This window comes from Rhizobium acidisoli (assembly GCF_002531755.2).
GTDB lineage: Bacteria > Pseudomonadota > Alphaproteobacteria > Rhizobiales > Rhizobiaceae > Rhizobium > Rhizobium acidisoli.
This window is the reverse complement of the sequence record NZ_CP034998.1, coordinates 580,300-602,970: the sequence shown is the minus strand read 5'-3', so window position 1 is coordinate 602,970 and position 22,671 is coordinate 580,300. Positions and strand designations below refer to the sequence as shown.

General features: G+C 62.9%; 20 protein-coding genes. 11 read left to right on the top strand and 9 right to left on the bottom strand.

The genetic code is table 11. The annotated features are described in order from the left end of the window. Nucleotides 1–2: 2 nt before the first annotated feature. Entirely contained in the window at nt 3–404 is a 402-nt protein-coding gene (locus CO657_RS02935) for an acyl-CoA thioesterase (protein ID WP_054181465.1), read from the bottom strand. A 188-nt stretch (nt 405–592) separates the two neighbouring features. Here CO657_RS02935 and CO657_RS02930 point away from each other — a divergent pair, with 188 nt between their 5' ends. From CO657_RS02930 to CO657_RS02915, 4 genes are all read left to right on the top strand, one after another. Next, entirely contained in the window at nt 593–1,528 is a 936-nt protein-coding gene (locus CO657_RS02930; protein ID WP_003588155.1) for a histone deacetylase family protein, read from the top strand. 2 nt (nt 1,529–1,530) lie between these two features. Continuing rightward, nucleotides 1,531–1,782 carry an exodeoxyribonuclease VII small subunit gene (locus tag CO657_RS02925; protein WP_003545921.1) on the top strand — a complete coding sequence of 84 codons (252 nt, stop codon included), beginning with the start codon at nt 1,531–1,533 and terminating at the stop codon, nt 1,780–1,782. A gap of 147 nt (nt 1,783–1,929) precedes the next feature. After that, nucleotides 1,930–2,697, top strand: a complete 768-nt coding sequence (locus CO657_RS02920; protein WP_054181464.1) for an SDR family NAD(P)-dependent oxidoreductase — start codon at nt 1,930–1,932, stop codon at nt 2,695–2,697. 116 nt (nt 2,698–2,813) lie between these two features. Then, a complete protein-coding gene (locus CO657_RS02915) occupies nt 2,814–3,737 on the top strand; it encodes a pirin family protein (RefSeq protein WP_012556788.1) in 924 nt (307 codons plus the stop codon). A gap of 43 nt (nt 3,738–3,780) precedes the next feature. Here the strand turns inward: CO657_RS02915 and CO657_RS02910 are convergent, their stop codons facing one another. Next, entirely contained in the window at nt 3,781–5,760 is a 1,980-nt protein-coding gene (locus CO657_RS02910; RefSeq protein WP_054181463.1) for a phospholipase D-like domain-containing protein, read from the bottom strand. A gap of 288 nt (nt 5,761–6,048) precedes the next feature. On the opposite strand from CO657_RS02910, the gene dxs reads away from it, so the two are divergent. Further along, nucleotides 6,049–7,965 carry a 1-deoxy-D-xylulose-5-phosphate synthase gene (gene dxs / locus CO657_RS02905; protein WP_054181462.1) on the top strand — a complete coding sequence of 639 codons (1,917 nt, stop codon included), beginning with the start codon at nt 6,049–6,051 and terminating at the stop codon, nt 7,963–7,965. A 493-nt stretch (nt 7,966–8,458) separates the two neighbouring features. Here dxs and CO657_RS02895 read toward each other — a convergent pair whose 3' ends face one another. Continuing rightward, nucleotides 8,459–10,396: a methyl-accepting chemotaxis protein gene (locus tag CO657_RS02895; RefSeq protein WP_054181461.1), complete on the bottom strand. Its 1,938-nt coding sequence runs from the start codon at nt 10,394–10,396 to the stop codon at nt 8,459–8,461. Nucleotides 10,397–10,629: 233 nt separating this feature from the next. Further along, a complete protein-coding gene (locus CO657_RS02890) occupies nt 10,630–11,622 on the bottom strand; it encodes a DUF4424 domain-containing protein (protein ID WP_054181460.1) in 993 nt (330 codons plus the stop codon). A gap of 92 nt (nt 11,623–11,714) precedes the next feature. On the opposite strand from CO657_RS02890, the gene CO657_RS02885 reads away from it, so the two are divergent. Together CO657_RS02885 and CO657_RS02880 are read left to right on the top strand one after the other, a co-directional pair. Then, nucleotides 11,715–12,500: a TlyA family RNA methyltransferase gene (locus tag CO657_RS02885; protein ID WP_245487146.1), complete on the top strand. Its 786-nt coding sequence runs from the start codon at nt 11,715–11,717 to the stop codon at nt 12,498–12,500. Next, nucleotides 12,497–13,747, top strand: a complete 1,251-nt coding sequence (locus CO657_RS02880; protein WP_054181459.1) for a class I SAM-dependent RNA methyltransferase — start codon at nt 12,497–12,499, stop codon at nt 13,745–13,747. The genes CO657_RS02885 and CO657_RS02880 overlap by 4 nt, the downstream gene beginning before the upstream one ends. 25 nt (nt 13,748–13,772) lie before the next feature. Here CO657_RS02880 and CO657_RS02875 read toward each other — a convergent pair whose 3' ends face one another. Next, nucleotides 13,773–14,222: a winged helix-turn-helix transcriptional regulator gene (locus CO657_RS02875; RefSeq protein ID WP_054181458.1), complete on the bottom strand. Its 450-nt coding sequence runs from the start codon at nt 14,220–14,222 to the stop codon at nt 13,773–13,775. An 86-nt stretch (nt 14,223–14,308) separates the two neighbouring features. Between CO657_RS02875 and CO657_RS02870 the strand changes: the two genes are divergently transcribed. Both CO657_RS02870 and CO657_RS02865 read left to right on the top strand, forming a co-directional pair. Further along, a complete protein-coding gene (locus tag CO657_RS02870; RefSeq protein WP_054181457.1) occupies nt 14,309–15,127 on the top strand; it encodes an oxidoreductase in 819 nt (272 codons plus the stop codon). A gap of 82 nt (nt 15,128–15,209) precedes the next feature. Continuing rightward, nucleotides 15,210–16,214 (top strand): MBL fold metallo-hydrolase, encoded by a 1,005-nt coding sequence (locus CO657_RS02865; RefSeq protein ID WP_054181456.1) that lies wholly within the window; start codon nt 15,210–15,212, stop codon nt 16,212–16,214. Here CO657_RS02865 and CO657_RS02860 read toward each other — a convergent pair. Further along, the gene (locus CO657_RS02860) at nt 16,211–16,966 is read right to left on the bottom strand and encodes a crotonase/enoyl-CoA hydratase family protein (RefSeq protein WP_054181455.1); all 756 of its coding nucleotides are present in this window, start codon (nt 16,964–16,966) and stop codon (nt 16,211–16,213) included. The genes CO657_RS02865 and CO657_RS02860 overlap by 4 nt on opposite strands. A gap of 29 nt (nt 16,967–16,995) precedes the next feature. After that, nucleotides 16,996–18,774, bottom strand: coding sequence for an acyl-CoA dehydrogenase family protein (locus tag CO657_RS02855; protein ID WP_054181454.1), 1,779 nt, complete (start codon nt 18,772–18,774; stop codon nt 16,996–16,998). A 223-nt stretch (nt 18,775–18,997) separates the two neighbouring features. On the opposite strand from CO657_RS02855, the gene CO657_RS02850 reads away from it, so the two are divergent. Together CO657_RS02850 and CO657_RS02845 are read left to right on the top strand one after the other, a co-directional pair. Next, complete coding sequence (locus CO657_RS02850) at nt 18,998–19,993, top strand: transporter (protein ID WP_054181453.1); 996 nt, start codon at nt 18,998–19,000, stop codon at nt 19,991–19,993. A 387-nt stretch (nt 19,994–20,380) separates the two neighbouring features. Next, on the top strand, nt 20,381–20,644 hold the full coding sequence (locus CO657_RS02845) for a DUF982 domain-containing protein (RefSeq protein ID WP_054181452.1): 264 nt from the start codon (nt 20,381–20,383) through the stop codon (nt 20,642–20,644). Between the two features lie 64 nt (nt 20,645–20,708). Here the strand turns inward: CO657_RS02845 and CO657_RS02840 are convergent, their stop codons facing one another. Both CO657_RS02840 and CO657_RS02835 read right to left on the bottom strand, forming a co-directional pair. Further along, on the bottom strand, nt 20,709–21,179 hold the full coding sequence (locus tag CO657_RS02840; RefSeq protein ID WP_054181451.1) for a BA14K family protein: 471 nt from the start codon (nt 21,177–21,179) through the stop codon (nt 20,709–20,711). Between the two features lie 137 nt (nt 21,180–21,316). Beyond that, nucleotides 21,317–22,561 carry an aromatic ring-hydroxylating oxygenase subunit alpha gene (locus CO657_RS02835; RefSeq protein WP_054181911.1) on the bottom strand — a complete coding sequence of 415 codons (1,245 nt, stop codon included), beginning with the start codon at nt 22,559–22,561 and terminating at the stop codon, nt 21,317–21,319. Nucleotides 22,562–22,671: the final 110 nt, after the last annotated feature.

Genomic DNA, 22,671 nt, shown 5'->3' with positions numbered 1-22,671 from the left:
TCCTAATCCAAGAACCCATAAAGCCAGTCCCGCGTCTCCTCCGGCAGCGACACCGGCTGCTGATCCTCCTGGGCGCGGGCCTGCCAGATGATCTCCACCTCGGCGGCGCGTTCCTCCCCTGTATCGATCGAGACGATGAAGCCGATGGAGCGCACGCCGATCTTGTCGACGGCGGCGGTAAAAAGGGCCGGCTCGTCGTAATGCAGCGGGCGGTGGAGAACGCAGGTAATCTTGCTGGCGATATAGACCGGTTCGCCCTCGACCTCGGGCCGCGCTAACCAGAAGCTCGCAATGACGGACTCGGCATAGGAAATATAGGAGGCCAGAAACATCTGGCCGGTCATATCGACATCGCGAAACGGCACATGTATTTCCGTTACACCCGGGCGTTTCGACTGACTCATCAACAACTCTGCCTACAAAATTCCCCGTTGACGACAGTAGCACGGGGTTTTTCGAAGTAAACCGCTGAGATGACAGGAATTTATAATGCCGGCGGCGGCGAGATGGGGCGCAGGCGCGCTTGTTGAAATCGTCGGGCGATGCCCCATCTGCTGTGGAACATGACATAAGCGACCGATAGAGTGTCTCCATGAGCACCCGTCTTTATGAGCATCCGATCTTCCTGGAACATGTCACGCCCGCCGGTCATCCGGAGCGATCGGACAGAATCCGCGCCATCAATGTCGCACTCGAACATCCGAATTTCGAGCGGCTGGAGCGTCGGCAGGCGCCTGAAGCAAGCGAGGATGCGGTGCTGCTGGCCCATCCGGAAGAGCATCTGACAGCCGTCATGCGGGAGATCCCCGACGAAGAAGACCGCATCAACCAGCTCGAAGCCGATACCTATGCCAGCCAAAAGAGCCTGCAGGCGGCGCTGACCGGCATCGGCGGGGCGATGGCGGCGGTGGACGACGTCTTCTCAGGCGCCGCCGACAATGTCTTCGTCGCCGCCCGTCCGCCGGGCCACCATGCCGAGAAGATGACGGCGATGGGCTTCTGCTTCTTCAACAATGCGGCGATCGCCGCCCGCCATGCGCAGAAGCGACATGGCGCCGAGCGCGTCGCCATCATCGACTGGGACGTGCACCACGGCAACGGCACCCAGGATATATTCTGGGACGACCCTTCGGTGCTGTTCTGCTCGACGCATCAGATGCCGCTTTATCCCGGTAGCGGCGCCAAGGACGAGAAGGGCAAGCACAACACCATCGTCAATGCGCCGCTTTCGCCGAATGTCGGCAGCGACCATTTCCGCGAGGCGTTCAAATCGCGCGTGCTGCCGGCCGTCGCCGATTTCCGGCCGGATCTCATCATCATCTCCGCGGGCTTCGACGCGCATCACCGCGATCCCTTAGCGCAGATCAACCTGACGGGCGAGGATTTCGACTGGGCGACCGGCCGCGTGCTCGAACTGGCCGACCGGCACGCGAAGAACCGGGTCGTCAGCCTGCTCGAAGGCGGTTATGATCTCGAGGGGCTCGCCGAATCGGCGGGCATGCATATTCTGCGAATGATGAAGGGTTGAGAATGACTGACAGCGCCAAGCCGGAGGTATCCGGGCTTTCCTTCGAAAAGGCGGTCGCCGAACTCGAAAGCATCGTCGCCCGGCTGGAACGCGGCGACGTGGCGCTGGATGAATCGATCGAGATCTATGAGCGCGGCGAAGCGCTGAAGAAACATTGCGAGACGCTGCTTTCGGCCGCCGAAAACCGCATCGAGAAGATCAGGCTCGACCGCGCCGGCAAGCCGCAGGGCGTCGAACCGCTCGACGGGGCCTGAGGCTTGATGCATGTCGCCCGGAAGTGTGCGGCGGTTCCGGGATAAAGACATGCATGAAAACAAGTCGCTAAAGCTGCCTTTTGGCGCTTGGCGATCGGCTGGCGGCCGATCTATGATCCCGTTCCAATATCATGAGGGGTCAGAAAAATGACGGACAGATTGAAGGGCAAGGTCGCCATCATCTCGGGCGGCGCGACCGGTATGGGCGGTGCAGCCTCGAAGCTCTTTGCGGCGGAAGGCGCGCGTGTCGCGATCATCGACCGCAACGGCCAGGCGGCTGATGAGACCGTCAAGCAGATCCGTGATGCCGGCGGCGAGGCCGACTGCTGGACGGCCGATGTCTCCGATGAAGAGGCGGTCAATTCAGCCGTCGCCGGCGTCGAGGACCGTTACGGCGCTGTCACCGTGCTCTTCAACCACGCCGGCACGATCGTCATCAAACCCTTCCTGGAAACGACGCTCCAGGAATGGGACTGGCTGCACGCCGTCAATGTGCGCTCGATGTTCCTGATGACCAAGGCGGTGCTGCCGAAAATGATTGCCGCGGGCGGCGGGTCGATCGTCTGCACCTCGTCGATCTCGGCGGTCGCCGCCACGCCGATGGAAGTGCTTTACGATACGACCAAGGGCGCCGTGCACATGTTTGCCCGCGCCATCGCGGTGGAATTTCGCGACCGCAACATCCGCTGCAACGCCGTCTGCCCCGGCTTCATCCGCACGCCGCACGGCCTGCGCGAGGTGGCCGACCTGCAGGCGCTCGGCGTCGACGTTTCGGACGCCGCTATCGCCGCGCAGCAGGGTCGGATCGGCGAACCCGAAGACGTGGCCCGGGCCGCCCTTTACCTCGCCAGCGACGAGTCGAATTTCGTCAACGGCGCCCATCTCTTCGTCGACAACGGTTTTACGGCGATCTGAATAGGGCGGGCTCAGCGCCCGATTGGACGCGCGGCGCTCCAAGCGCTATCTGTGGGCAGTGCAAAGCTGCATCGTTCAAACTGCTGCAGCGGCGCCTCAGATCGGAGAGTTCCATCATGTCCTTCTTTCCCGGTAAAGATCCGCTGCCCGGCGATGCCTTCGCCTGTGATGCGATCGAGAACCTGATCATTCCGCGCACCAGCGATATCGGCGGCTTCCAGGTGCGGCGGGCGCTGCCGACGCGGCAGCGGCGGCTGGTCGGGCCGTTCATCTTCTTCGACCGCATGGGACCGGCGATCCTGAAGCCGAATGAAGCGCTCGACGTAAAACCGCATCCGCATATCGGGCTGTCGACGGTCACCTATCTCTTCGACGGCGAGATCCGCCATCGCGACAGCCTCGGCACCGAAAAGGTCATCCGTCCCGGCGATATCAACCTGATGACGGCAGGCCGCGGCATCGTGCATTCGGAGCGCACGCCCGACAATCTGCGCGGCCATCCGCTGCTGATGTCGGGGCTGCAGACCTGGTTGGCGCTGCCCGACGACAAGGAAGAGATCGATCCTTCCTTCGCCCATACGGAAAAGTCAGACATGCCGCTGATCGAGACTGCAGGCGTGCGCGGGCGCGTGGTCATCGGCTCGTTCGAAGGCATGACATCGCCGGTCGGGGTTTTCTCCGACACGCTTTATGTTGATCTCAGCCTGCAGCCGGGCGCCAAGTTTCCTTTCGGCGCAGCACATGAAGAGCGCGCCGTCTACGTACTGTCAGGCGAGGTCGTCATCTCAGGCGACCGCTTCGCCGCCGATCAGCTGCTGGTCTTCCGGCCGGGCGATCCGATCACGCTCGAAGCCGGCAGCGACGGCTGTCATCTGATGCTGTTCGGCGGTGCGGCGCTGAATTCGAAACGCTATATCTGGTGGAATTTCGTTTCCTCCTCGAAGGAGCGGATCGAAAAAGCCAAGGAGGAATGGCGCAGCGGCCGCTTCGATATCGTCCCCGGCGACGAAGAGGAATTCGTGCCTTTGCCGGAAGGCTGACGGCGGCAATGATCGGCCGCCGCCGGTCACTTGCCTCCGAATTTCAACCCGCCGCGAAATAGCGCGTCAGCGCACCCTTCGTGCGGTTGACATAGCCATCCTGCCAGCTGTCGTCGACGTTGAGAAAGCCCGACCAGCCCTTCTTGCCCTGGCGCTTCAATTCGGCCTCGACGGCGCGGAAGCGATAGTGGTCATAGACATCGAGGATGTGGACGGCATAGGCCTCGGCCAGCGCCCGGTCGCCTTTGACGATCAGCATGTTTTCGTCATTGGCGTAGGAGGCCTTGAAGCCGAGATTGTGGCTGCCGAGGACGACGACGCACTCGTCCGACAGAGGATCGATCACCAGAACCTTGTCGTGAATGATGGCGCCCACCTTCTTGGCCGTCAGTTCCTCCGCGCCGAAATCCGCCAGCAACTGGCGGTCATCGATGCGCGACGCCCGGACGATCGAAACATTGGCCTCGTCGAAGGTATGGGGCGAGACGCCCTCTTCATCGTCATCCGGATCGTCGGGATCGTTGTCCTTGCCGGGGACGTAATTGGGCATGGCCTGCGGGCTGGAAACGGCGCCGGTGACGATCAGCTTCTGATCCTTGAGGCCGATATCGATCGCCTCGCCGACGATGCAATCCTTGCCCGACTGACCGGGATAGAAGGCAAGAAACAGCACCGCATGCTCGGCACGGCGCATCATGCGATAGACCTCGCGAAGGTCGGGCGGAATTGCCTTGCCTTTTCGGCGGCTTTGCATGTTCGGTGAGAACCAGGTTTCAAGCGAAGCCCCGTTGCCTGTGGGTATAATGGAAGGCGTCTCGTTGGAGCGGCGGAATTTCTTGCTCTGCTGGTTGTCGGGCATGCCGTCATCGAATTCGACGGGCGCTTCCAGCGTCGCATTGTCTTCCAGCATCCGCCCCCAATAAGCGAGATAGGCCGCGGCGACCGCGTCGTTCCTGACGATCAGCGCGTTGTTGGATTGGCCGGCAAGTCCGGTCGCCGTCCAGTTGGTGCTGCCGGTGAAAACGCTGCGCTCGGTGCCATCCGGCGGTAGGTGCACGACGAATTTGTTGTGGCCGATCTGGCTCGAATTGTTGAACATCCGGTGGTGGATCTCGACGCCTGCATCGATCAGCGCCTTGCGGGCAGGCGCATTGCGCACATCCCAGGCATCCCCGACCTTTCCGGTATTGGCGAGGATGATGCGCAGCCTGTCCTTGTTGGCAAGCAGCAGCTCCAGCAGTTCCTCGTCCTCCAGCTCGTAAAGCGCGAGGAGAAAACGGCCCGGCGCATTCATGAATTCCTTGAGCATCGGAATGACATCGCCGGCAAGATATTTGCGGATGCCGTTCGACGGAGTGGAAATCATGTCGATCAGCTCGTTCGGCTGTTTCACCCCGTCCTCGAGCAGGACGTTGCGCAACCACTGGGCGGCGAGAATGCCATTGGTGAAGGTGGACTCGAACTGGCCGCGCTTGCGCGTCACATGGACAGGGTTGGAGGCGACGGCCGGCCCGAGATAACCGAGCGGCCGCGGCGGCCCGTCATAGGCCTTGACCGCGACTTTCTCAAAGGTGCCGCCTGCCTTCTCGATCGGTTTGCCGTTGGCGTCCCGCTTGTTGATCTCGACAAGCGCAGGCGTCGGATCGGGCGCAGCCTGCATGCCCGGCTTCAAATCGCCGAGCGGACGGATCTCGTAACGCACCCGCACCTCGTCCGGCCGCCGTTTCATTTCGTTGCGCCGCTTGCGCAGCGTCAAGTCGCGCCAGGAGAGCTTCTGCACCGGCCAGAGCGATGTCGTCTGCGGCAGCCAATGCGGATTGCGCTGTCCCTTGAAGGCGACCCAGGCGGCGCACGTCACCCGGTCCTCGCTGCCATCGGGTCTTTTCGACACGTTTCCCTGTTCGTCGAGATAGACGCGAACGACCTCGAACCCGAGGCATCCGTCGATCTTGGCGTCTATGTCCCAGGCCACATAGGCGACCTCGTTGTTCACATAGGCATGCGCTGCAACAATCGTTCCCATGGCCCGTCTCCCCCGTGAGCGCGGCAACTCTGCTACCATTCCGTGTCATATTCAAGCGGCTCGCCGGCGCCTTCGCGCGCTCGATCGCCGTTCGGAAAAACAGGGCGGAACCGGGCAAGATCAGGCGAATGCAACGCGCAGAAATAGAATGTGATATCTCCCGAAACCGCTCACACATTTTTCCGCCATGCTCTAAGGTGAAAACCTTCGGTTCCTGAAAATCACTTGTTTTGCCTCGTTCTAATCGAATAAAGCGGTACAAGGAAAAGTAAGAAAGAGCGCCCGCCCGTGACACAACTGCCGAAGACCCCCCTGCTCGATCAGGTCACTTACCCCGCCGACCTGCGCAAGCTTGAGGATCGCGACCTGCCGCAGCTTGCCCGCGAAGTCCGGGACGAAATGATCGATGCGGTGTCGCGCACCGGCGGCCATCTCGGCGCTGGTCTCGGCGTCGTCGAGCTGACGATCGCCATCCACAGCGTCTTCGACACGCCTGATGATCGGCTGATCTTCGATGTCGGCCATCAATGTTATCCGCACAAGATCCTCACCGGCCGACGCGACCGCATCCGCACGCTGCGCCAGGAAGACGGACTTTCCGGCTTCACCCGCCGGGCCGAGAGCGAATACGACCCCTTCGGGGCGGCGCATTCCTCGACCTCGATCTCGGCCGGCCTCGGCATGGCGATCGCCGCCGATCTCGACAAGAACGACCGGCGCGTCATCGCCGTCATCGGCGACGGGGCGATGTCGGCAGGCATGGCCTATGAGGCGCTGAACAATGCCGGCGCGCTCGATGCGCGCCTCATCGTCATTCTCAACGACAACGACATGTCGATCGCGCCGCCGACAGGCGCCATGAGCGCCTATCTCGCCCGCCTCGCCTCGGGCCGCACCTATATGGGCTTCCGCGACTTCGGCAAGAAGCTGACGGCCTATCTCGGCAAGAATATCGATCGCGCCATCACCCGCGCCGTCGAGCATGCCCGCGGCTACGTCACCGGCGGCACCATGTTCGAGGAGATGGGCTTTTATCATATCGGGCCGATCGACGGGCATTCCTTCGACCATCTGCTGCCGGTGCTGCGCAACGTGCGCGACAATGCGCGCGGACCGGTGCTGATCCATGTGGTCACCCAGAAGGGCAAGGGTTATCCGCCGGCCGAAGCTGCCGCCGACAAATATCACGGCGTCAACAAGTTCGACGTCATCACCGGCGCCCAGGCCAGGGTCAAGCCGAATGCGCCGAGCTATACCAGCGTCTTTGCCGAAGCGCTGGTGCAGGAAGCCACCCTCGACGACAAGATCGTCGGCATCACCGCGGCCATGCCGAACGGCACCGGCCTCGACAAGCTCGCCGAAGCCTTTCCGTCGCGCTGTTTCGATGTCGGCATCGCCGAGCAGCACGCCGTCACCTTCGCTGCCGGCCTTGCGGCCGAGGGATACAAGCCGTTCGCGGCGCTCTATTCCACCTTCCTGCAGCGGGCCTACGACCAGGTCGTTCACGATGTGGCGATCCAGGGACTGCCGGTGCGTTTTCCGATCGATCGTGCCGGCTTCGTCGGCGCCGACGGGCCGACGCATGCCGGCTCCTTCGACACCGCCTTCCTCACCACCCTGCCCGGCTTCGTGGTGATGGCGGCGGCCGACGAGGCCGAACTCAAGCACATGGTGCGCACCGCTGTCGCCTATGATGCCGGGCCGATCTCGTTCCGCTATCCGCGCGGCGAAGGTGTCGGCGTCGACATGCCGGTGCGCGGCGAAATCCTGCAGATCGGCAAGGGCCGCATCGTCAAGGAAGGCACCAAGGTGGCGCTGCTCTCCTTCGGCACCCGGCTTGCCGATTGTCTGCTTGCCGCCGAAGATCTCGATGCCGCCGGCCTTTCGACGACGGTTGCCGATGCCCGCTTCGCCAAGCCGCTCGACCACGACCTGATCCGCCAGCTTGCCCGCCACCACGAGATGGTGATCACCGTCGAGGAAGGCTCGGTCGGCGGCTTCGGCAGCCAGGTGATGCAATATCTCTCAAGCGAAGGCCTGCTCGACAACGGCCTGAAGATCCGCTCGCTTGTGATGCCCGATATCTGGATGGAGCAGGCGAAACCCGAGGCGATGAACGCCCATGCCGGGCTGGATCGCGCCGGGATTGTTTCGACCGTGTTCCGGGCGCTTGGGCGCGGGGTTGCGGTCGGGGTTGCTGGATAATGATTGGTGAGGGTGTGCCGTGAGGCCCCCTCATCCGCCCTACGGGCACCGACCGGGGTTGAGCCACTGGTCTCAACCCGTCCTTCGGACCCCCGCTGGGGAGAAGAGGGAATCGAGAGGTCGCGGCATCACCCCTTCTCCCCGGCGGGGAGAAGGTGGCCCGAAGGGTCGGATGAGGGGGCCGCGGACCTGTGCGGTACTTCGTAATCCGCCGCCCATCGCGATACTTGCTCCAGCAGCCACCCCACCCTCCGTCATGCTCGGCCTTGAGCCGAGCATCCACACCGCATCCACCAGTGCGGGTGGCATGGATCCTCGGCTCAAGGCCGAGGATGACGGAGAGTGAAGAGATGCCTCAGCCAAACTCGCCGTCGAAACAGCGGATAACGTTACATTTTTCGTGTTTATGATATCGGCCCGTTCAACGAAAAAGGGCGGCGCATCCATTGCGCCACCCTCGTCGTTTGACATCCGCTTCCTCAGAAACGCCCCCTCAGAACTCCGTCCAGTCTTCCTGAACCGCAACCGCGGCACTTGCCTGGCGGCCGCTGAAGGCCTTGGTGACCTTGTTGGCGAGCGCGCGGGCCGGAGAAGCGACCGGGCGGGCGTTCGCAACGGCGGCGCGCGGTGCGGCATCCGGCCTGGTCTGGCCGAGCTTGAACTGGTGCAGCAATTCGTCCAGCGCGTTTGCCTCCTGGGCGAGCGCATGGCTTGCCGCCGTCTGCTCCTCGACCATCGCCGCATTCTGCTGGGTGCCCTGGTCCATATTGTTGACGGCGGTGTTGATCTCCTGCAGGCCGATCGACTGTTCGCGGGTGGCGGTGACGATCGCGCTGACGTGGTGGTTGATCTCCTGCACCTCGGCGACGATTGCTTCCAGCGCCTTGCCGGTCTCGCCGACAAGCGAAACGCCGGCAACGACCTGTTCGCCCGATGTGGTGATCAGCGCCTTGATCTCTTTCGCCGCCTTGGCCGAGCGCTGGGCGAGTTCGCGCACTTCCTGGGCAACGACGGCAAAACCCTTGCCGGCATCGCCGGCACGGGCGGCTTCGACGCCGGCGTTCAATGCCAAGAGGTTGGTCTGGAAGGCGATGTCGTCGATGACGCCGATGATGTTGGAGATTTCGCCCGAGGATTTTTCGATCTGCTGCATGGCCGAGACGGCCCTGCGGACGACCTCGCCGGATTTTTCGGCGCCGAGGCGGGTGCGCTCGACGAGATTGCCGGCATCCTCGGCGCGCTTGGCGCTGTCGCGGACAGTCGTCGTCACCTGCTCGAGCGCTGCTGCGGTCTGTTCGACGGCGGCGGCCTGCTGTTCGGTGCGGTGGGCAAGATCGTCGGCGGCCGAGCGGATTTCGCCGGCGCCGGCATTGATCGCCGAGGCGTTGCGGCCGACCGATTGCAGGGCTGCCTGCAGCTTTTCGACGGCATGGTTGAAGTCATTGCGCAGGCTGTCATATTGCGGCGCGAACGGCGTCTGGATACGGCCGGCCATATCGCCATTGGCAAGCTCGGCAAGGCCGCCGGCCAAGGCGTCGATGGCATGGCGGATCTCGCCTTCCTCGCGGGCCTTCTGCTCGTCGGTCGCCCGGCGCTGGCGTTCGGCGTCGCCGCGCATGCGGTCGGTCTCGCCGGCAAGACGCAGCTTCTCGATCGCCGCCTGCTTGAAGACCAGCACAGACTGGGCCATGCGGCCGACTTCGTCGCCGCGGTCGGTCGCCGGAACCTCGATGTCGTTTTCACCGCCGGCAAGGCGATCCATGGCGCTCGTCATGCCGACGATCGGGCGGACGATGGTGCGCGACATCAGCCAGGCGAGCACGGCGGCGGCAAACGAGGCGACGATACCGCCGGCCAGCAGCGTCGTCTTCAGATCGCTGTTGGCATCGGCGCGGATTTCAGCAAGCGCTTCGGACTTTTCGCGGGCGCTGGCCTTGATCTTGGCCGAAGCCTGGCGGAACCCGTCGAGCTGACCCTTGGTGGCGTTGACGCCGATCTTGACGACGTCGGCGATCGGCATGTCGGTTTCCTTGCGCGCCTTGGTCTGCGGCTCGGCCAGTTCATGGAAGTAGAGGTCGGCGGCCGTCTGCATGCCGTCGATCATCTCGACCAGCTGCGGCTCTGCCGCGGCCGTCTGCCTGGCGGCGGCGATCGCCTTCAGCATGCGCTCGCGGTTGGCGAAGACATCGCCATAGGTGCTGTCGCTGCGGAAGAGGATGAAGCCGCGCAGGTTGACGGCCTGCTCGAGCATCGCCTGCAGCGCATCGTCGATCTGGTTGACGAGCAGCTCGGACTTTTCCTGCTCGGCGGAGGCGGCGGCCGACGCCGTCGCCTTGGAATAAACGAAGGCGGAAACGGCGACGAAAATAAGAATGAGGGCTGCGAAGGTGGCCGCAAGCTTCCCGTTCAAGGATATGTTTTTGGCGGACATCGGTGAATTTCTCCTGACGACAGTCGACGCGGCGAAAGCGGGTCGCGCTTGAGGCGCAACCGCAGGGATGTTTGAAACTGAGAACATGATCGGCGTTGAAACGCTTGCGCCGTCATGGCGCCGAGCAGTCCGGACGGACCGCTGCAATCGGGGCGAAGCTATGCGGGCGAGCTTTAGATTTGCTTAAATTGTGCGCCGCAACACGGGCCCAGGCCCTGATTAAAATGCTTAAATTACGGCGTCTTCGGTTCCGCTTCCGGCGGATTGAGGATGAGGATGTCGAAGTCCTTGGCGGGATCGAAATCCTCAGCCGTCATCCGAAAGGTCGTCGGGCCGATCTTCTCGACATTGCTGCCGCAGAAGCTGATGAGACTGCCGGGCTTGCCCTTGTCGATCGTCAGCTGGAAGCGCCGGATCGGCCCCGCCCAGTTGGCGCCGGTCGACAGCACATAGGAGATCCAGCTTTCTGTGTAGTTGGCGCCGTTCGTCCCGGCTTCCGCGGCACGCTGCTGCGCGACCCTGATGAAGTCTGCGTCCAGGCAGTATTTGCGGGAATATTCCTCGAAGCGCTCGCCCTTCGGCTGGCCGTTTTCGAGAAAGCTAATGGCGACGGTGCCGCCGACGGCCGGCTGGTAGCGGTGCTCGACGCTGACCTTCTTCTTCGCCGGAAAGGTGGTGCGCCACCAATAGGTCGAGCGCAGCGTCCACAGCGGCACCAGATCGGCCTCTGCCATCGGATAGATCAGGCCACGGGCGATCCAGTCCTTCCGGATGGTTTGGGGAAGCTTGGCAAGCGCGTCGCGGGTCTTGTCGCTGTAAGGCAGGACCGGAATGTTATTTTTGGCGAGTTCGTCGGTGACGTCGATGCCGAGCGAGACGACGCGCTGCTGCAGCTTGGCGGTGATCGGCTTGCCGTCCTGGACGGTGGAAAAATGCAGGAAATTGTCGCTGTCATAATCCGCGATGGCGGAGTTGTTGTCGACCTGGCCCGATATGTCGGGCATCGGGAAGGCAACCAGGCTTTCGACATCCTTGTCGGACGTGTTCTCGAACACGTAATCGACCCGCACCTCAGCAGCGGAAATGAAGAGATCCTCTTGCACCATGCTAACATCGTCGGATTGGGCAAAGATCAGCCCGCCGGTCTTGACCTCGGCCATGGTGTCGTTCGCCAGCGCCGGCGATGCGATCCCTGCCGCGACAAGAAGAGTGAAGAGCTTCAGCATAAAACACCCCCGTGTCTGCGGCCGCCCCGTAATCGCCGCGGCAGGATTATCGCCGAAAGCTTTCGAGGGTCAATGACGCTGTCTGGAACAAAATGCTTGCAACCGGCGGCTTTGCCGGTCATTCACAGCCGATGTCCGATCAAAACAGCCAACGCCTCGACCAACTTCTCGTCTCCCGCGGCCTCTTCGCCAGCCGCTCGCGGGCCCGCGACGCCGTGCAACGCGGCACCGTCCGGATCGCCGGCCAGGTGGTGACGAAAGCCGGCGCGCTCATCGGCGACGATGCCGCCATCGAGATCGACGACCCGGCGCAGGACTATGTCTCGCGCGCGGCATTGAAGCTTGCTAGCGCCCTCGAGCATTTCCGGCTCGATCCCGCCGGCCATCACTGTCTTGATATCGGCGCTTCCACCGGCGGCTTTACCGAGGTGCTGCTGCAGCGCGGCGCTGCGCATGTCACGGCAATCGATGTCGGCCATGGGCAGATGCATCCGCGCATTGCAGCTGATCCACGGGTGACGAACAAGGAAGGCCTCAACGCCCGCCATCTGACGGCCGACGATATCGGCGAGCCCGCCGATTTCATCGTCTCCGACGTCTCCTTCATCTCGCTGAAGCTGGCGTTGGCGCCGGCTCTCGATATTGCCGAAGCGGGTGCGGTCGCCGTACTCCTGGTCAAGCCGCAGTTCGAGGCGGGGCGCGAGGCGATCGGCAAGGGCGGACTGTTGAAGGACCCCTCGTCCGCGCCCGCCGTCGCTGCGGAACTGGAGCGCTGGTTCATCGAGGATATGGGCTGGAAAAGCCTCGGCCTCATCCCCTCCCCGATTGCCGGCGGCGACGGCAATCAGGAATATCTTCTGGCAGGATCGAAACCGTGAGCACCGAAACCGTCACCATCGAGAAGCTCGGCGCCCAGGGCGACGGCATTGCCGGCAGCGCCGGCGGGCCAATCTATGTGCCATTCTCCCTGCCGGGGGAAACGGTGGCAATCGCCCGCGTCAAAAGCCAGGGCACGATCATGTCGATCGCAACGCCCTCTCCCGACCGGCAGGAGCCGCCCTGCCGGCATTTCGGCCCGGATGGCGTCAACGGCACCTGCGGCGGCTGCACGTTGCAGCATATGACCGATAGCCCCTACCGCGCCTTCAAGCGCCAGTTGGTCATCGATGCGCTGAAATCGAAGGGGCTGACGCCTGAGGTCGGCGAGATCGTGCCGGCCCGGCCGGGCGAGCGCCGGCGCGTGGTGTTTGCGGCGCGCAAGACCGAAAAGGACATGCTGATCGGTTTCAACCAGGCGGAAAGCCATCATATCGTCGCGATCGAGGAATGTCCGATCTCGTCGGCGGGGATTATCGCCCGGCTGCCGGCGATCCGGGCGATTGCCGCAGCACTGGCGACCAATGCCGAGCCCTTTCGCGTCTCGGTGCTCGAAACACTGTCCGGCCTCGATATCGCGGTCGACGAGGTGAAAAAACTCTCCGATGCGCAGCGGCGCAAAGCGGTCGAGATCGTGCTCGGCCTGCGCGGCATTGCCCGTGTTTCGCTGAACGGCGAAATCCTCATCGAGCCGTCGAAGCCGCTCGTCGATTTCGGCGGGATCCAGGTTTCCCCGCCGCCGGGCGGCTTCACCCAGGCGACCAAGCCGGCTGAGGAAGCGATGGCCGAGCTGGTGCTTGCCCATGCCGGCAAGGCCAAGCGGATTGCCGATCTTTTTGCCGGCGCCGGCACGTTTTCGCTGCGGCTGGCGCGGATTGGCCGCGTGCATGCCGTCGAAGCCGAAGCAAAGGCGCTCGCTGCCCTCGATCATGCCGCCCGCAACACTCCTGGATTGAAGCCGGTGAGCATCGAGAGGCGCGATCTCTTCCGCCGCCCGTTGATGACGCAGGAGTTCAAGCCCTATGACGCCGTCATCTTCGATCCGCCACGCGCCGGCGCCGAGTTCCAGTGCAAGGAGCTTGCCCGCTCGAGCGTGAAAAAGATCGCCGCCGTCAGCTGTAACCCGCTGACGCTGGCGCGCGACCTCGCGATCCTCGTCGAGGGCGGCTACCGGATCACCGGCGTGACGCCGATCGACCAGTTCCTCTGGACCTCGCATGTCGAGGTGGTGGCGACGCTGGAGAAATAGGCGGGCCGCCGTCGGCTGCCCCCCGCTATTGGTCGCCGGAGTCCCGTTCCTGACCGGCACTCAGCCGCATTGCCCGGGTTCCGAGTTTGGCACCTGTCACCGCATCGATTGCGATCGGCTCGATCTCCGAGCCCGTTTCGACATCGACATAGCGGGCGAGTTCGCCATCGCAGTGGCGATGGGCCCACGCCCCGATCATCATCAGCACCGGCAGGAAATCCCGGCCCGCCTCGGTCAGCACGTACTCCTCGCGCGGCGGCCGCTCGGAATAGAGGCGCTTTTCCAGCAGGCCGTCGTCGGTCAGCGCTTTGAGGCGCTTGGTGAGCATGGTCGGCACGATGCCGAGACTCTTCCTGAATTGGTCGAACCGGGTAAGGCCGGTATGTGCGTCCCGTAAGACCAGAATGCTCCACGCATCGCCCACAGATTTAAGGCCCCGGGCGACCGGGCACTGCGGAATTGAACCATTTTTCATTTGGTATCTTTTCGATAGTGACATGATATCGAAAAGATAGTAACACAGCGTCAGCCAATGATCCACTTCAAATGAGAGCTGACAGCATGATCGACAGAACCAAAAACATCGCCCTGGTCACCGGTGCTTCCTCCGGCATTGGCCTCGTCACCGCCCAAACGCTGGTGAAGGCCGGATATCGCGTCTATGGGACCAGCCGCAAACAGGTTGCCGGCAAGCCCGGGATTACCATGCTGGTCTGCGACGTGACGGATAAGGCCTCGGTGGAGGCGATGATTGCCGAGATCATGCAACAGGCCGGCCGGATCGACCTCGTCGTCAACAATGCCGGGATCGGCCTGCTCGGCGGCGCGGAAGAGTCGTCGATCGACCAGGCCCAGCGCCTTTTCGACGTCAATCTTTTCGGCGTCGCCCGCGTCGTCAACGCCGTGCTGCCCATCATGCGCAAGCAGAAGAGCGGACGGATCGTCAATATGAGCTCGATCCTCGGACTTATCCCATCTCCGTACAACGCCTTCTATGCCTCGACCAAACATGCGATCGAGGGCTATTCGGAATCCCTCGATCATGAAGTCCGCAATTTCGGCATTCGTGTCGTTCTCGTCCAACCCGGCGTCACCAAAACATCCTTCGAGGAGAACCTGACACGCGTCGATCAACCGCTTCCCGTCTACGACTCGGAGCGGACCCGGAGCGAGGCCCTGATGCGCAAGTGGATGGAGGCGGGCGATGCACCTGAGGTCGTCGCCGACATGGTCGTGAAAGCCGCAACCGCCAAGAATCCGAAGCTGCGCTATTCCGCCGGCAAGCAGTCACGCCAGGTCCGCTCGCTTCGCCGATTCCTGCCGGAGCGGCTGGTCGACAGCCTCCTGCGCAAGGTCAACGAGTTTCCTGCCTCCGTGTAGTCTTTAATTTGGAACAGGTTCGGATCCCGGTCGACCTGGCCTAAAATCTGAACCTGTTACAGGCAAAGGAAACCGCTTCCGAATGCGCAAGACCAAAAGCCGCAATCCCTATTATAATGGCCCGGTGTCCGATCACTTCAACGGCTCGCATTTTTTCAATCCCGACGGTATTGAGCCGCTTGGTTTTCGCGATCTGCTGCGGTGGCAATTCGGCGGCGGCCGTCAACCCTGGCCGAAGTCGGTCCCGAGCCCATATGCGGCGGCCAAGCCGGATGCACGTGTCGACGGTGAGGATCTGCGGGTGACCATGGTTGGCCATGCAACCATGCTGGTGCAGGTCGCCGGGCTCAATATCCTCACCGACCCGGTGTGGTCGGAGCGCGTCAGCCCTTTCACCTTTGCCGGCCCGAAACGCGTCGTCCAACCGGGCATCGCGTTCGATGATCTGCCGCCGATCGATCTCGTGCTGGTCTCGCACAATCATTATGATCATCTCGATATCGCGACGCTCAAGCGGCTGCATGCGAAGCATCGGCCGCGTGTGGTGACGCCACTCGGCAACGACACGATCATTCGCCGCGCCGTGCCCGATATGGAGATGACGTCGATGGACTGGGGCGAACGCATCGCGCACGCCGGAATCAGCATTGATGCCGAGCCTGCACATCATTGGTCCGCCCGCGGCGGCGCCGATCGTCGGATGGCGCTCTGGGCATCGTTCGTCCTGTCGACTCCGGCCGGAAAGATCTATCACATCGGCGATACGGGCTTCCACCAAGGCATCAATTACAAAGCGGCACAGCAGAAGCATGGCGGCTTTCGCTTGGCGATCTTACCTTTCGGTGCCTATGAGCCGCGATGGTTCATGAAAGGCCAGCACCAGAATCCGCAGGAAGCGGTGATCGGGATGAAGCTGGCAAATGCGGCCTATGTGGCCGGGCATCACTTCGCAACGTTCCAACTGACGGATGAGGCGGTCGACGCACCGGTGAAGGCGTTGCAAGAGGCGATGCGCGAGCACGATATTGCCGCGGACCGGTTCCGGCCGCTCAGGGCCGGCGAGGTCTTCGATGTGCCCATGCTTTAGCGACGCATGAAGGCTTCGAAGGCGGCGCGGGCCTCGGCGCTTTTCAGGCGGGCGGAGAAGTGGCGGGCCTCCTCGTCGATGCGGGCGATGATCTCGCCGCTGTCGCCGCGGATGAGATCGCGGGCGATACGCAGCGCTTCCGGCGGTTTGGCGGCGAGCCGGGCGGCAGTCGCCAGCGTTACAGCATCGACCTCACCGGGTTCGACCACCTTCCAGATGATGCCGGCGTCCTTGGCCTCGGCGGCCGAGAAGGCTTCGCCGGCCGCCAGCAGGGCGAAGGCGCGCTGCTGGCCCATCAACCGCGGCGCAACGAGACTCGACCCCGCCTCCGGCACCAGCGCCAGATCGACGAAGGGGGTGCGGAACTGGCTGCGGCTCGAGGCGATCGTCAGGTCGCAATGGAGGTGGATCGTCGTGCCGATGCCGATCGCCAGACCGTCGACGCCGGAGATTACAGGTTTTTCGGCCTTCACCAGCGCATAGAGGAAATCGAGAATCTCCTGCTCGAGGCCGCCGCCGCCGACTGCGGCGGCAAGGAAGTCGTTCAGATCATTGCCTGAAGAAAAGCAGCCTTCGGTGCCGAGGAAGGCGGTGGCGCGGATGGTCGTATCGGCATCGGCCGCCTTCAGCGCCTCGGCCATGGTGCGATACATGGCGCGGGTGATGGCGTTCTTCTTCTCCGGCCGGTTGAAGCGGATGAGTTGAACGCCGGGATGGGCGGAAGGCTGCTCGACGATGATGTGATTGGTCATTGGGTGTCCTCAGAAGTCTTAGGGTCGCCTCAAGCGAGCAGGATGCGGGCGGCGGCAAGGCTTGCCGCGCCATTGACGACGCGGTCGCGAAGGGCTGCGGTCTCGGCGAGCAGGTTTTCGGCGGCAAAGCGGCAGAGCGCGACGCGGCCCTCACCCCTGCCATCGCCGCTTTCGGCGAGCGCGCCCTTGGCGAGATAACAGCCGGTGAGCACGAGGCCGAACAGGCGCTGATAGGGCGTCGCGCCCGAAAGCGCCTCGGCCGCCTTGCCATCGGCAAGCATCTTCGTGAGCCAGTCTGTCGCCGCTTCGAGATCTGAAATCGCTGCGTCGAGCCTGACTGATGTCTCGCCGAAACCATCGAGATTGGAGCGGCGGACGCTCTCGGCGATCTCCTTCAGCTGGGCGATGAAGCCCTTCACCTGTTCGCCGCCGGAAAGCGGCAGCTTGCGGGTGACGAGGTCGATCGCCTGGATGCCGTTGGTGCCTTCGTAAATCGGCGCGATGCGGGCGTCGCGCAGGTAACGCGCCGCACCGGTCTCCTCGATGAAGCCCATGCCGCCATGCACCTGAATGCCGAGCGAGGCGACGTCGACGCCGGCATCGGTCGAAAAGGATTTGGCGATCGGGGTCAAAAGCGCGGCGCGCTCCTGCCAGTGGCGGCTGACGTCGCCTGCCCGGTGGGACATGTCGATCGCGTGGGCGCAGGCATAGGAGATGGCGCGCGCGCCTTGGGTCAGCGCCTTCATGGTGAGAAGCATGCGGGCGACATCGGGATGTTCGACGATCGGGCTCATGCCGGGCCCGCTCCAGCCGGGCGCCCTGCCCTGGGTGCGTTCCTTGGCATAGGCGACAGCCTTCTGGGTGGCCGCCTCGGCGATCGCCACGCCTTGCATGCCGACGGCCAGGCGGGCATTGTTCATCATCGTGAACATGCAGGCGAGGCCCTTGTTCTCCTCGCCGACCAGCCATCCCACAGCCCCCTTTTCGTCGCCGAACCGGCCGTCGCCATAGATCATCGTGCAGGTCGGCGAGCCGTGGATGCCGAGCTTGTGCTCCAGCGAGTGGCAGAACAGATCGTTGCGGGCGCCGAGCGAGCCGTCCTCGTTCACCAGGAATTTCGGCACCAGGAAGAGCGAAATGCCGCGGGTGCCGGCCGGCGCATCCGGCAGGCGGGCGAGCACCAGATGGATGATGTTGTCGGCCGCATCATGCTCGCCCCAAGTGATGAAGATCTTCTGGCCGAAGATGCGGTAGCTGCCGTCGGCGCGGCGCTCGGCGCGGGCTTTGAGCACGCCGAGATCGGAGCCGGCATGCGGCTCCGTCAGGTTCATGGTGCCGGTCCATTCGCCTGAGACCATCTTCTCCAGATATTTTTCCTTCAGCGCGGCGCTGCCATGGGTGCTGACCGCCTCGATGGCGCCCATCGTCAGCGTCGGGGCGAGCGCGAAGGCCATGGAGCCGGAATTCCACATTTCCAGCGCCGCGACGTTCAGCATATGCGGCAGGGCCTGGCCGCCAAAGGCTTCGGGCGCCGTCAGGCCGTTCCAGCCGCCGGCGATCCAGTTGCGATAGAGATCGCGCCAGCCGTCCGGCAGCCTGACCTCGCCGCCTTCCAGACGGGCGTCCTGGCGGTCGCCGATGTCGGCGAGCGGCGCCACTTCCTCTGTGGCAAAACGTCCCGCCTCGGAGAGCACGGCATCGACCAGATCTTCGCTGAGATCGGCGAGAAGCCCATTTGAAATCGCTTCGCCCATGCCGGCTACATGCTTCAACGTGAACGCGATTTCCTCGACGGGCGCCTTGTACATTGTTTCCTCCGCAGAACCGGCCTGCATCCCGCGCAAAGCCCTCCGGGGCAAAGGGCTAATTGATTTTTACGTAAACGTCAATTTCGATTTGCCGGCCTGTCATGCCATAATTCGCCTGAAACGGTGCCGGGCTCTTGCACCCTCGCACAAATAGCCGTCATGAAGACTCTCTAGGGGGGAAACCTCCGAAAACCACATCGCCTTCGCAAAGGATCGGCGACCAATGGATACATTGCCCGTCAACATACCCGGTTTCGTCTGGGCCTATCGCTTCTCCCCGGACGAAAAGACCGCGGTGCGGCTGAACAACAGCGCGACGGTGGCGGATCTGACCGCCGACAATTGTTTCTACTGGCTGCACCTCAACCTTGTCGACGCCCGCGTGCCGGCATTGCTCGAAACCCTCACCGGGCTGACGGAGGACGCGAAATCGGCGCTGACGACGCGCGACACGCATGCGACCATAACCGTCGACGAGCAGATGCTCTACGGCACGCTCATCGACTGCCAGCGCGATTTCGCTGAGGATACCAACAATCTCGGCTGGCTGCATTTCGCCATGTCCGACCGCTTCATCATCACCACCAGGCTGCAGCCGCTGCGCAGCGTCGAGCGGGCGCGGGCGCTGATCGAGAAGAATCCGGGCAAATTCTCGCGGCCGGTCGATCTGTTCGAACTGCTGGTGATCGAGTTTCAGCGCACGCTGATCGCGATCGTCATCGAGCTCACCGACGAGCTGAACCTGATTGAGGATTTCGTCTACGACAATGCGCCGCGCGACGAACGCCGGCGGCTGGCACCGGTGCGGCGAACCGTGGTCAGGCTGCATCGGCATCTGCGCACGGTGCTGGCGCTGATGCGTCGGGCGGCAGCGGCCGACGAAGACGAGATGCCCTTCGGCTTCGACGACGTGGCGCGGCGGCTGACGAGCCGGCTGGAAACGGTCGACCACGATATTTACGCGCTGCAGGACCGAGCCCGCCTGCTGCACGAAGAAATCGATTCGAAACAATCCTCCGAAACCAACCGCCACCTCTATCTGCTGTCGATCATGACGGCCTTCCTGTTGCCGCCGACCCTGGTGACCGGTTTCTTCGGCATGAACACCGCCAACCTGCCCTTCGCCGTCGGCGACTACGGCACCGAATACGCCGTCGCCCTCATCGTCGCCTCGATTGCCTTTGCCTGGTGGCTGCTGCGGCGGGTGGATATTCTTTGAATGGGAGTGGTGGGGGCAAGGCGGGCGTAGCGCAGCCCCTCATCCGCCTGCCGGCACCTTCTCCCCGCTTGCGGGGAGAAGGAGGATAGCCGCAACCTCTCCGTCCCCATCTACCTCTCGCAGGGCATGTCCCCTCTCCCCGTTTTTACGGGGAGAGGGTTAGGGTGAGGGGCAGCTTTCGGCCCTATCAATACAGCGAGTAGCACTGCCGGCGCAGCCCGTTAGGACCGGAACATGTTGTCGTTGGCGCGATGGACCGGTAGCGATCGGCGCACCCGGCCACCTGGCTCGAACCCATGCGGGGGGGGGGCGGCCACTTTCAGTCTTACGACCCGGAACGGTTCTTGCACGGTTACTAATATATTTACCGTGGGGAGACCTAATGTCATGAAATGGTGCACATCCGAAGAGTTTACCCCTCTGATGCTCGTAGTGAGTGGGCCGGAAAAATACAAGCTTGTTGCAAGCCTTGTGCAGGCTGCCGAGATGCTGACGGTTGGCTGGCCGATCGACGACGGAGACGAATATCTGATTGCGATCAGGGCGTGCCGGGCCGCAATCCATGGGGAAATTTCAGCGCAAGACGCACGAGCAGCGCTTATCCGCGCCGCCGACGAAGCCGGCATTTCGGTGATCACCGCCGTTCACTGAGTTTCGCAGCCCCTCCCCGTTTTGCGGGGAGAGGGTTAGGGTGACGGGCAGCATTCGAGAGCCATCAATACGGCGAATAGCACTGCTGGCGCGGGCCGTTATAGGGCTGGAACGTATTGTCGTAGGCGCGATAGGACCGGTAGCGGTTGGCGCACCAGGCGACGTGGCTTGAACCCATGCGGGGCGCGGGCGCGACATAGCGCGGCTGAGCGACAATGGCGCCGCCGATGACCGCGCCGGCGCCGAAGGCGGCGAGCGGGTACCAGTAGCCGTTATAACGGCGATATCCCGGGCGGTAATAGGAATATCCACGATAGCCGCCGTAGTAGCCGGGGCGGTAATAAGCGCCGGGGCGATAGCCTGGCCGGTAATAATCGCCGCGATAGTAGCGGCGGTATTGGACGTTCCCGACGGTGGAGGATTTTTCCACCTGCGGGGCGGTGGGCATCTGGATTGCCTGCGACGGCACGAAGCCTGTCAGAACGACGGCGGCAGCCAGAACTGCAGTCGCGATCTTGTTACTCAAACCGAACATTCTTCTCTCCCATTCAGCAGCGATAACCGCCTGCTCAGCAACGCTTTCGTGCCGGAATGGTTCCGAAAGCGGCCGGGGTCCGGCTGCTCTCGCATTTTTAAAGAAATCGATCTGAACCGGGCATTAACCGGGAGGCATCAGGCCACGGCGGAGATCTTCGTCTGATCACCCTGCAGACGGTTGACCATGAAGTTCGAGTACCATTCGAGGAACTGCATGACACCGCCCTCGTGCAGGGAAGAATAGGGGCCGGGTTCATAGGCCGGAGAGTGGATGCCGAAGGCATTCTCTTCGACGATGCGGCGATCCTGGTCGTTGGTCTCGGTCCAGACGTGGGTCAGTTCCTCGAGATTGTAATCCACGCCTTCGACGGCGTCCTTGTGGACCAGCCATTTGGTCGTCACCGCCGTCTCGTTGGCGCTGAGCGGCAGCACCCGGAAGGAGATGGCGTGGTCGCCGAGCAGGTGGTTCCACGTCGTCGGATAGTGGAAGAGCAGCATGGTGCCGATATGGCTGATCGAGATATCTTCAGCGAGCGAACGCTTGACGGCGGGCCTGCCCGACATGGTGTAGCTTTCGGCATCTTCGATCAGCGGCATGCGGGCGGTGCGGAACTGGCCGTCCGGCGATATCTGGAATTTGCTCGGCAGGCCGGCGGCCTCGCAGCGCGCCCAATGGCCGGCAATCTCCGGATCGTCGGCGCCGCCATCCGTGCCGGTGACACTCGGGGCTTCGGGATAGGTGCGGCAGAGTTCGGGATGGTTGGCGGCGCAGTGATAACACTCGCGGTTATTTTCCCAGACGAGCTTCCAGTTGCCCTTCTCGATGATCGTGCTCTGGAAGGCGACCTTGCTCTCGCTGATCCGGTGCGGCGCGACATAGGGCTCGATCTTGTCGCGCACCGGCTGGAAGTTCGGGGCGGTGTCGGCAAGGCAGATGAAGACATAGCCTGCGACGACTTCGCAATGGACGGGCTTCAGGTTGAAGCCGGTCTTGTCGAAATCATCGCCCATGTGGCGGGCGAAGGCGAGCTTGCCTTCAAGGTCGTAGGTCCATTGGTGATAGGGGCAGACGAGGCGCACGGAGGAGCCATGCTCCTTGGTGCAGACGCGCGAGCCGCGATGACGACAGCTATTGTGGAAGGCGCGGATGACATTGTCTTTGCCGCGAACGATGACGACGGGATAGCTGCCGATCTGGACGGTGAAATAGGCGCCGGCCTTCGGCAGTTCGCAATCATGGCCGATGAACAGCCAGTCGCGATAATAGATCATCTCCATGTCGAGCTGGAAATAATCCTCGTCGATGTAGAACGGCCGTTCGAGGCTGAAGCCCTCCCGGCGGCTCTTGAGCTGACGCAAAACGTTGCTGCGAATATCCATCTTCATGTCCTCGTGCACCCGGTTGCCGCCTTACACTGAAGGTCGGCGGAAGCGCGCCCGCTTCCTTCTCCTTCGGGAGAATTGTTCATGGCAGCCATTTAATCATCTGG

Bases quoted from the DNA above. Each gene is read 5' to 3' on its own strand.
- CO657_RS02935 (WP_054181465.1), bottom strand. From the start codon at position 404: ATGAGTCAGTCGAAACGCCCGGGTGTAACGGAAATACATGTGCCGTTT.
- CO657_RS02930 (WP_003588155.1), top strand. From the start codon at position 593: ATGAGCACCCGTCTTTATGAGCATCCGATCTTCCTGGAACATGTCACG.
- CO657_RS02925 (WP_003545921.1), top strand. From the start codon at position 1,531: ATGACTGACAGCGCCAAGCCGGAGGTATCCGGGCTTTCCTTCGAAAAG.
- CO657_RS02920 (WP_054181464.1), top strand. From the start codon at position 1,930: ATGACGGACAGATTGAAGGGCAAGGTCGCCATCATCTCGGGCGGCGCG.
- CO657_RS02915 (WP_012556788.1), top strand. From the start codon at position 2,814: ATGTCCTTCTTTCCCGGTAAAGATCCGCTGCCCGGCGATGCCTTCGCC.
- CO657_RS02910 (WP_054181463.1), bottom strand. From the start codon at position 5,760: ATGGGAACGATTGTTGCAGCGCATGCCTATGTGAACAACGAGGTCGCC.
- CO657_RS02895 (WP_054181461.1), bottom strand. From the start codon at position 10,396: ATGTCCGCCAAAAACATATCCTTGAACGGGAAGCTTGCGGCCACCTTC.
- CO657_RS02890 (WP_054181460.1), bottom strand. From the start codon at position 11,622: ATGCTGAAGCTCTTCACTCTTCTTGTCGCGGCAGGGATCGCATCGCCG.
- CO657_RS02885 (WP_245487146.1), top strand. From the start codon at position 11,715: ATGCTTGCAACCGGCGGCTTTGCCGGTCATTCACAGCCGATGTCCGAT.
- CO657_RS02875 (WP_054181458.1), bottom strand. From the start codon at position 14,222: ATGAAAAATGGTTCAATTCCGCAGTGCCCGGTCGCCCGGGGCCTTAAA.
- CO657_RS02870 (WP_054181457.1), top strand. From the start codon at position 14,309: ATGATCGACAGAACCAAAAACATCGCCCTGGTCACCGGTGCTTCCTCC.
- CO657_RS02865 (WP_054181456.1), top strand. From the start codon at position 15,210: ATGCGCAAGACCAAAAGCCGCAATCCCTATTATAATGGCCCGGTGTCC.
- CO657_RS02860 (WP_054181455.1), bottom strand. From the start codon at position 16,966: ATGACCAATCACATCATCGTCGAGCAGCCTTCCGCCCATCCCGGCGTT.
- CO657_RS02855 (WP_054181454.1), bottom strand. From the start codon at position 18,774: ATGTACAAGGCGCCCGTCGAGGAAATCGCGTTCACGTTGAAGCATGTA.
- CO657_RS02850 (WP_054181453.1), top strand. From the start codon at position 18,998: ATGGATACATTGCCCGTCAACATACCCGGTTTCGTCTGGGCCTATCGC.
- CO657_RS02845 (WP_054181452.1), top strand. From the start codon at position 20,381: ATGAAATGGTGCACATCCGAAGAGTTTACCCCTCTGATGCTCGTAGTG.
- CO657_RS02840 (WP_054181451.1), bottom strand. From the start codon at position 21,179: ATGTTCGGTTTGAGTAACAAGATCGCGACTGCAGTTCTGGCTGCCGCC.
- CO657_RS02835 (WP_054181911.1), bottom strand. From the start codon at position 22,561: ATGGATATTCGCAGCAACGTTTTGCGTCAGCTCAAGAGCCGCCGGGAG.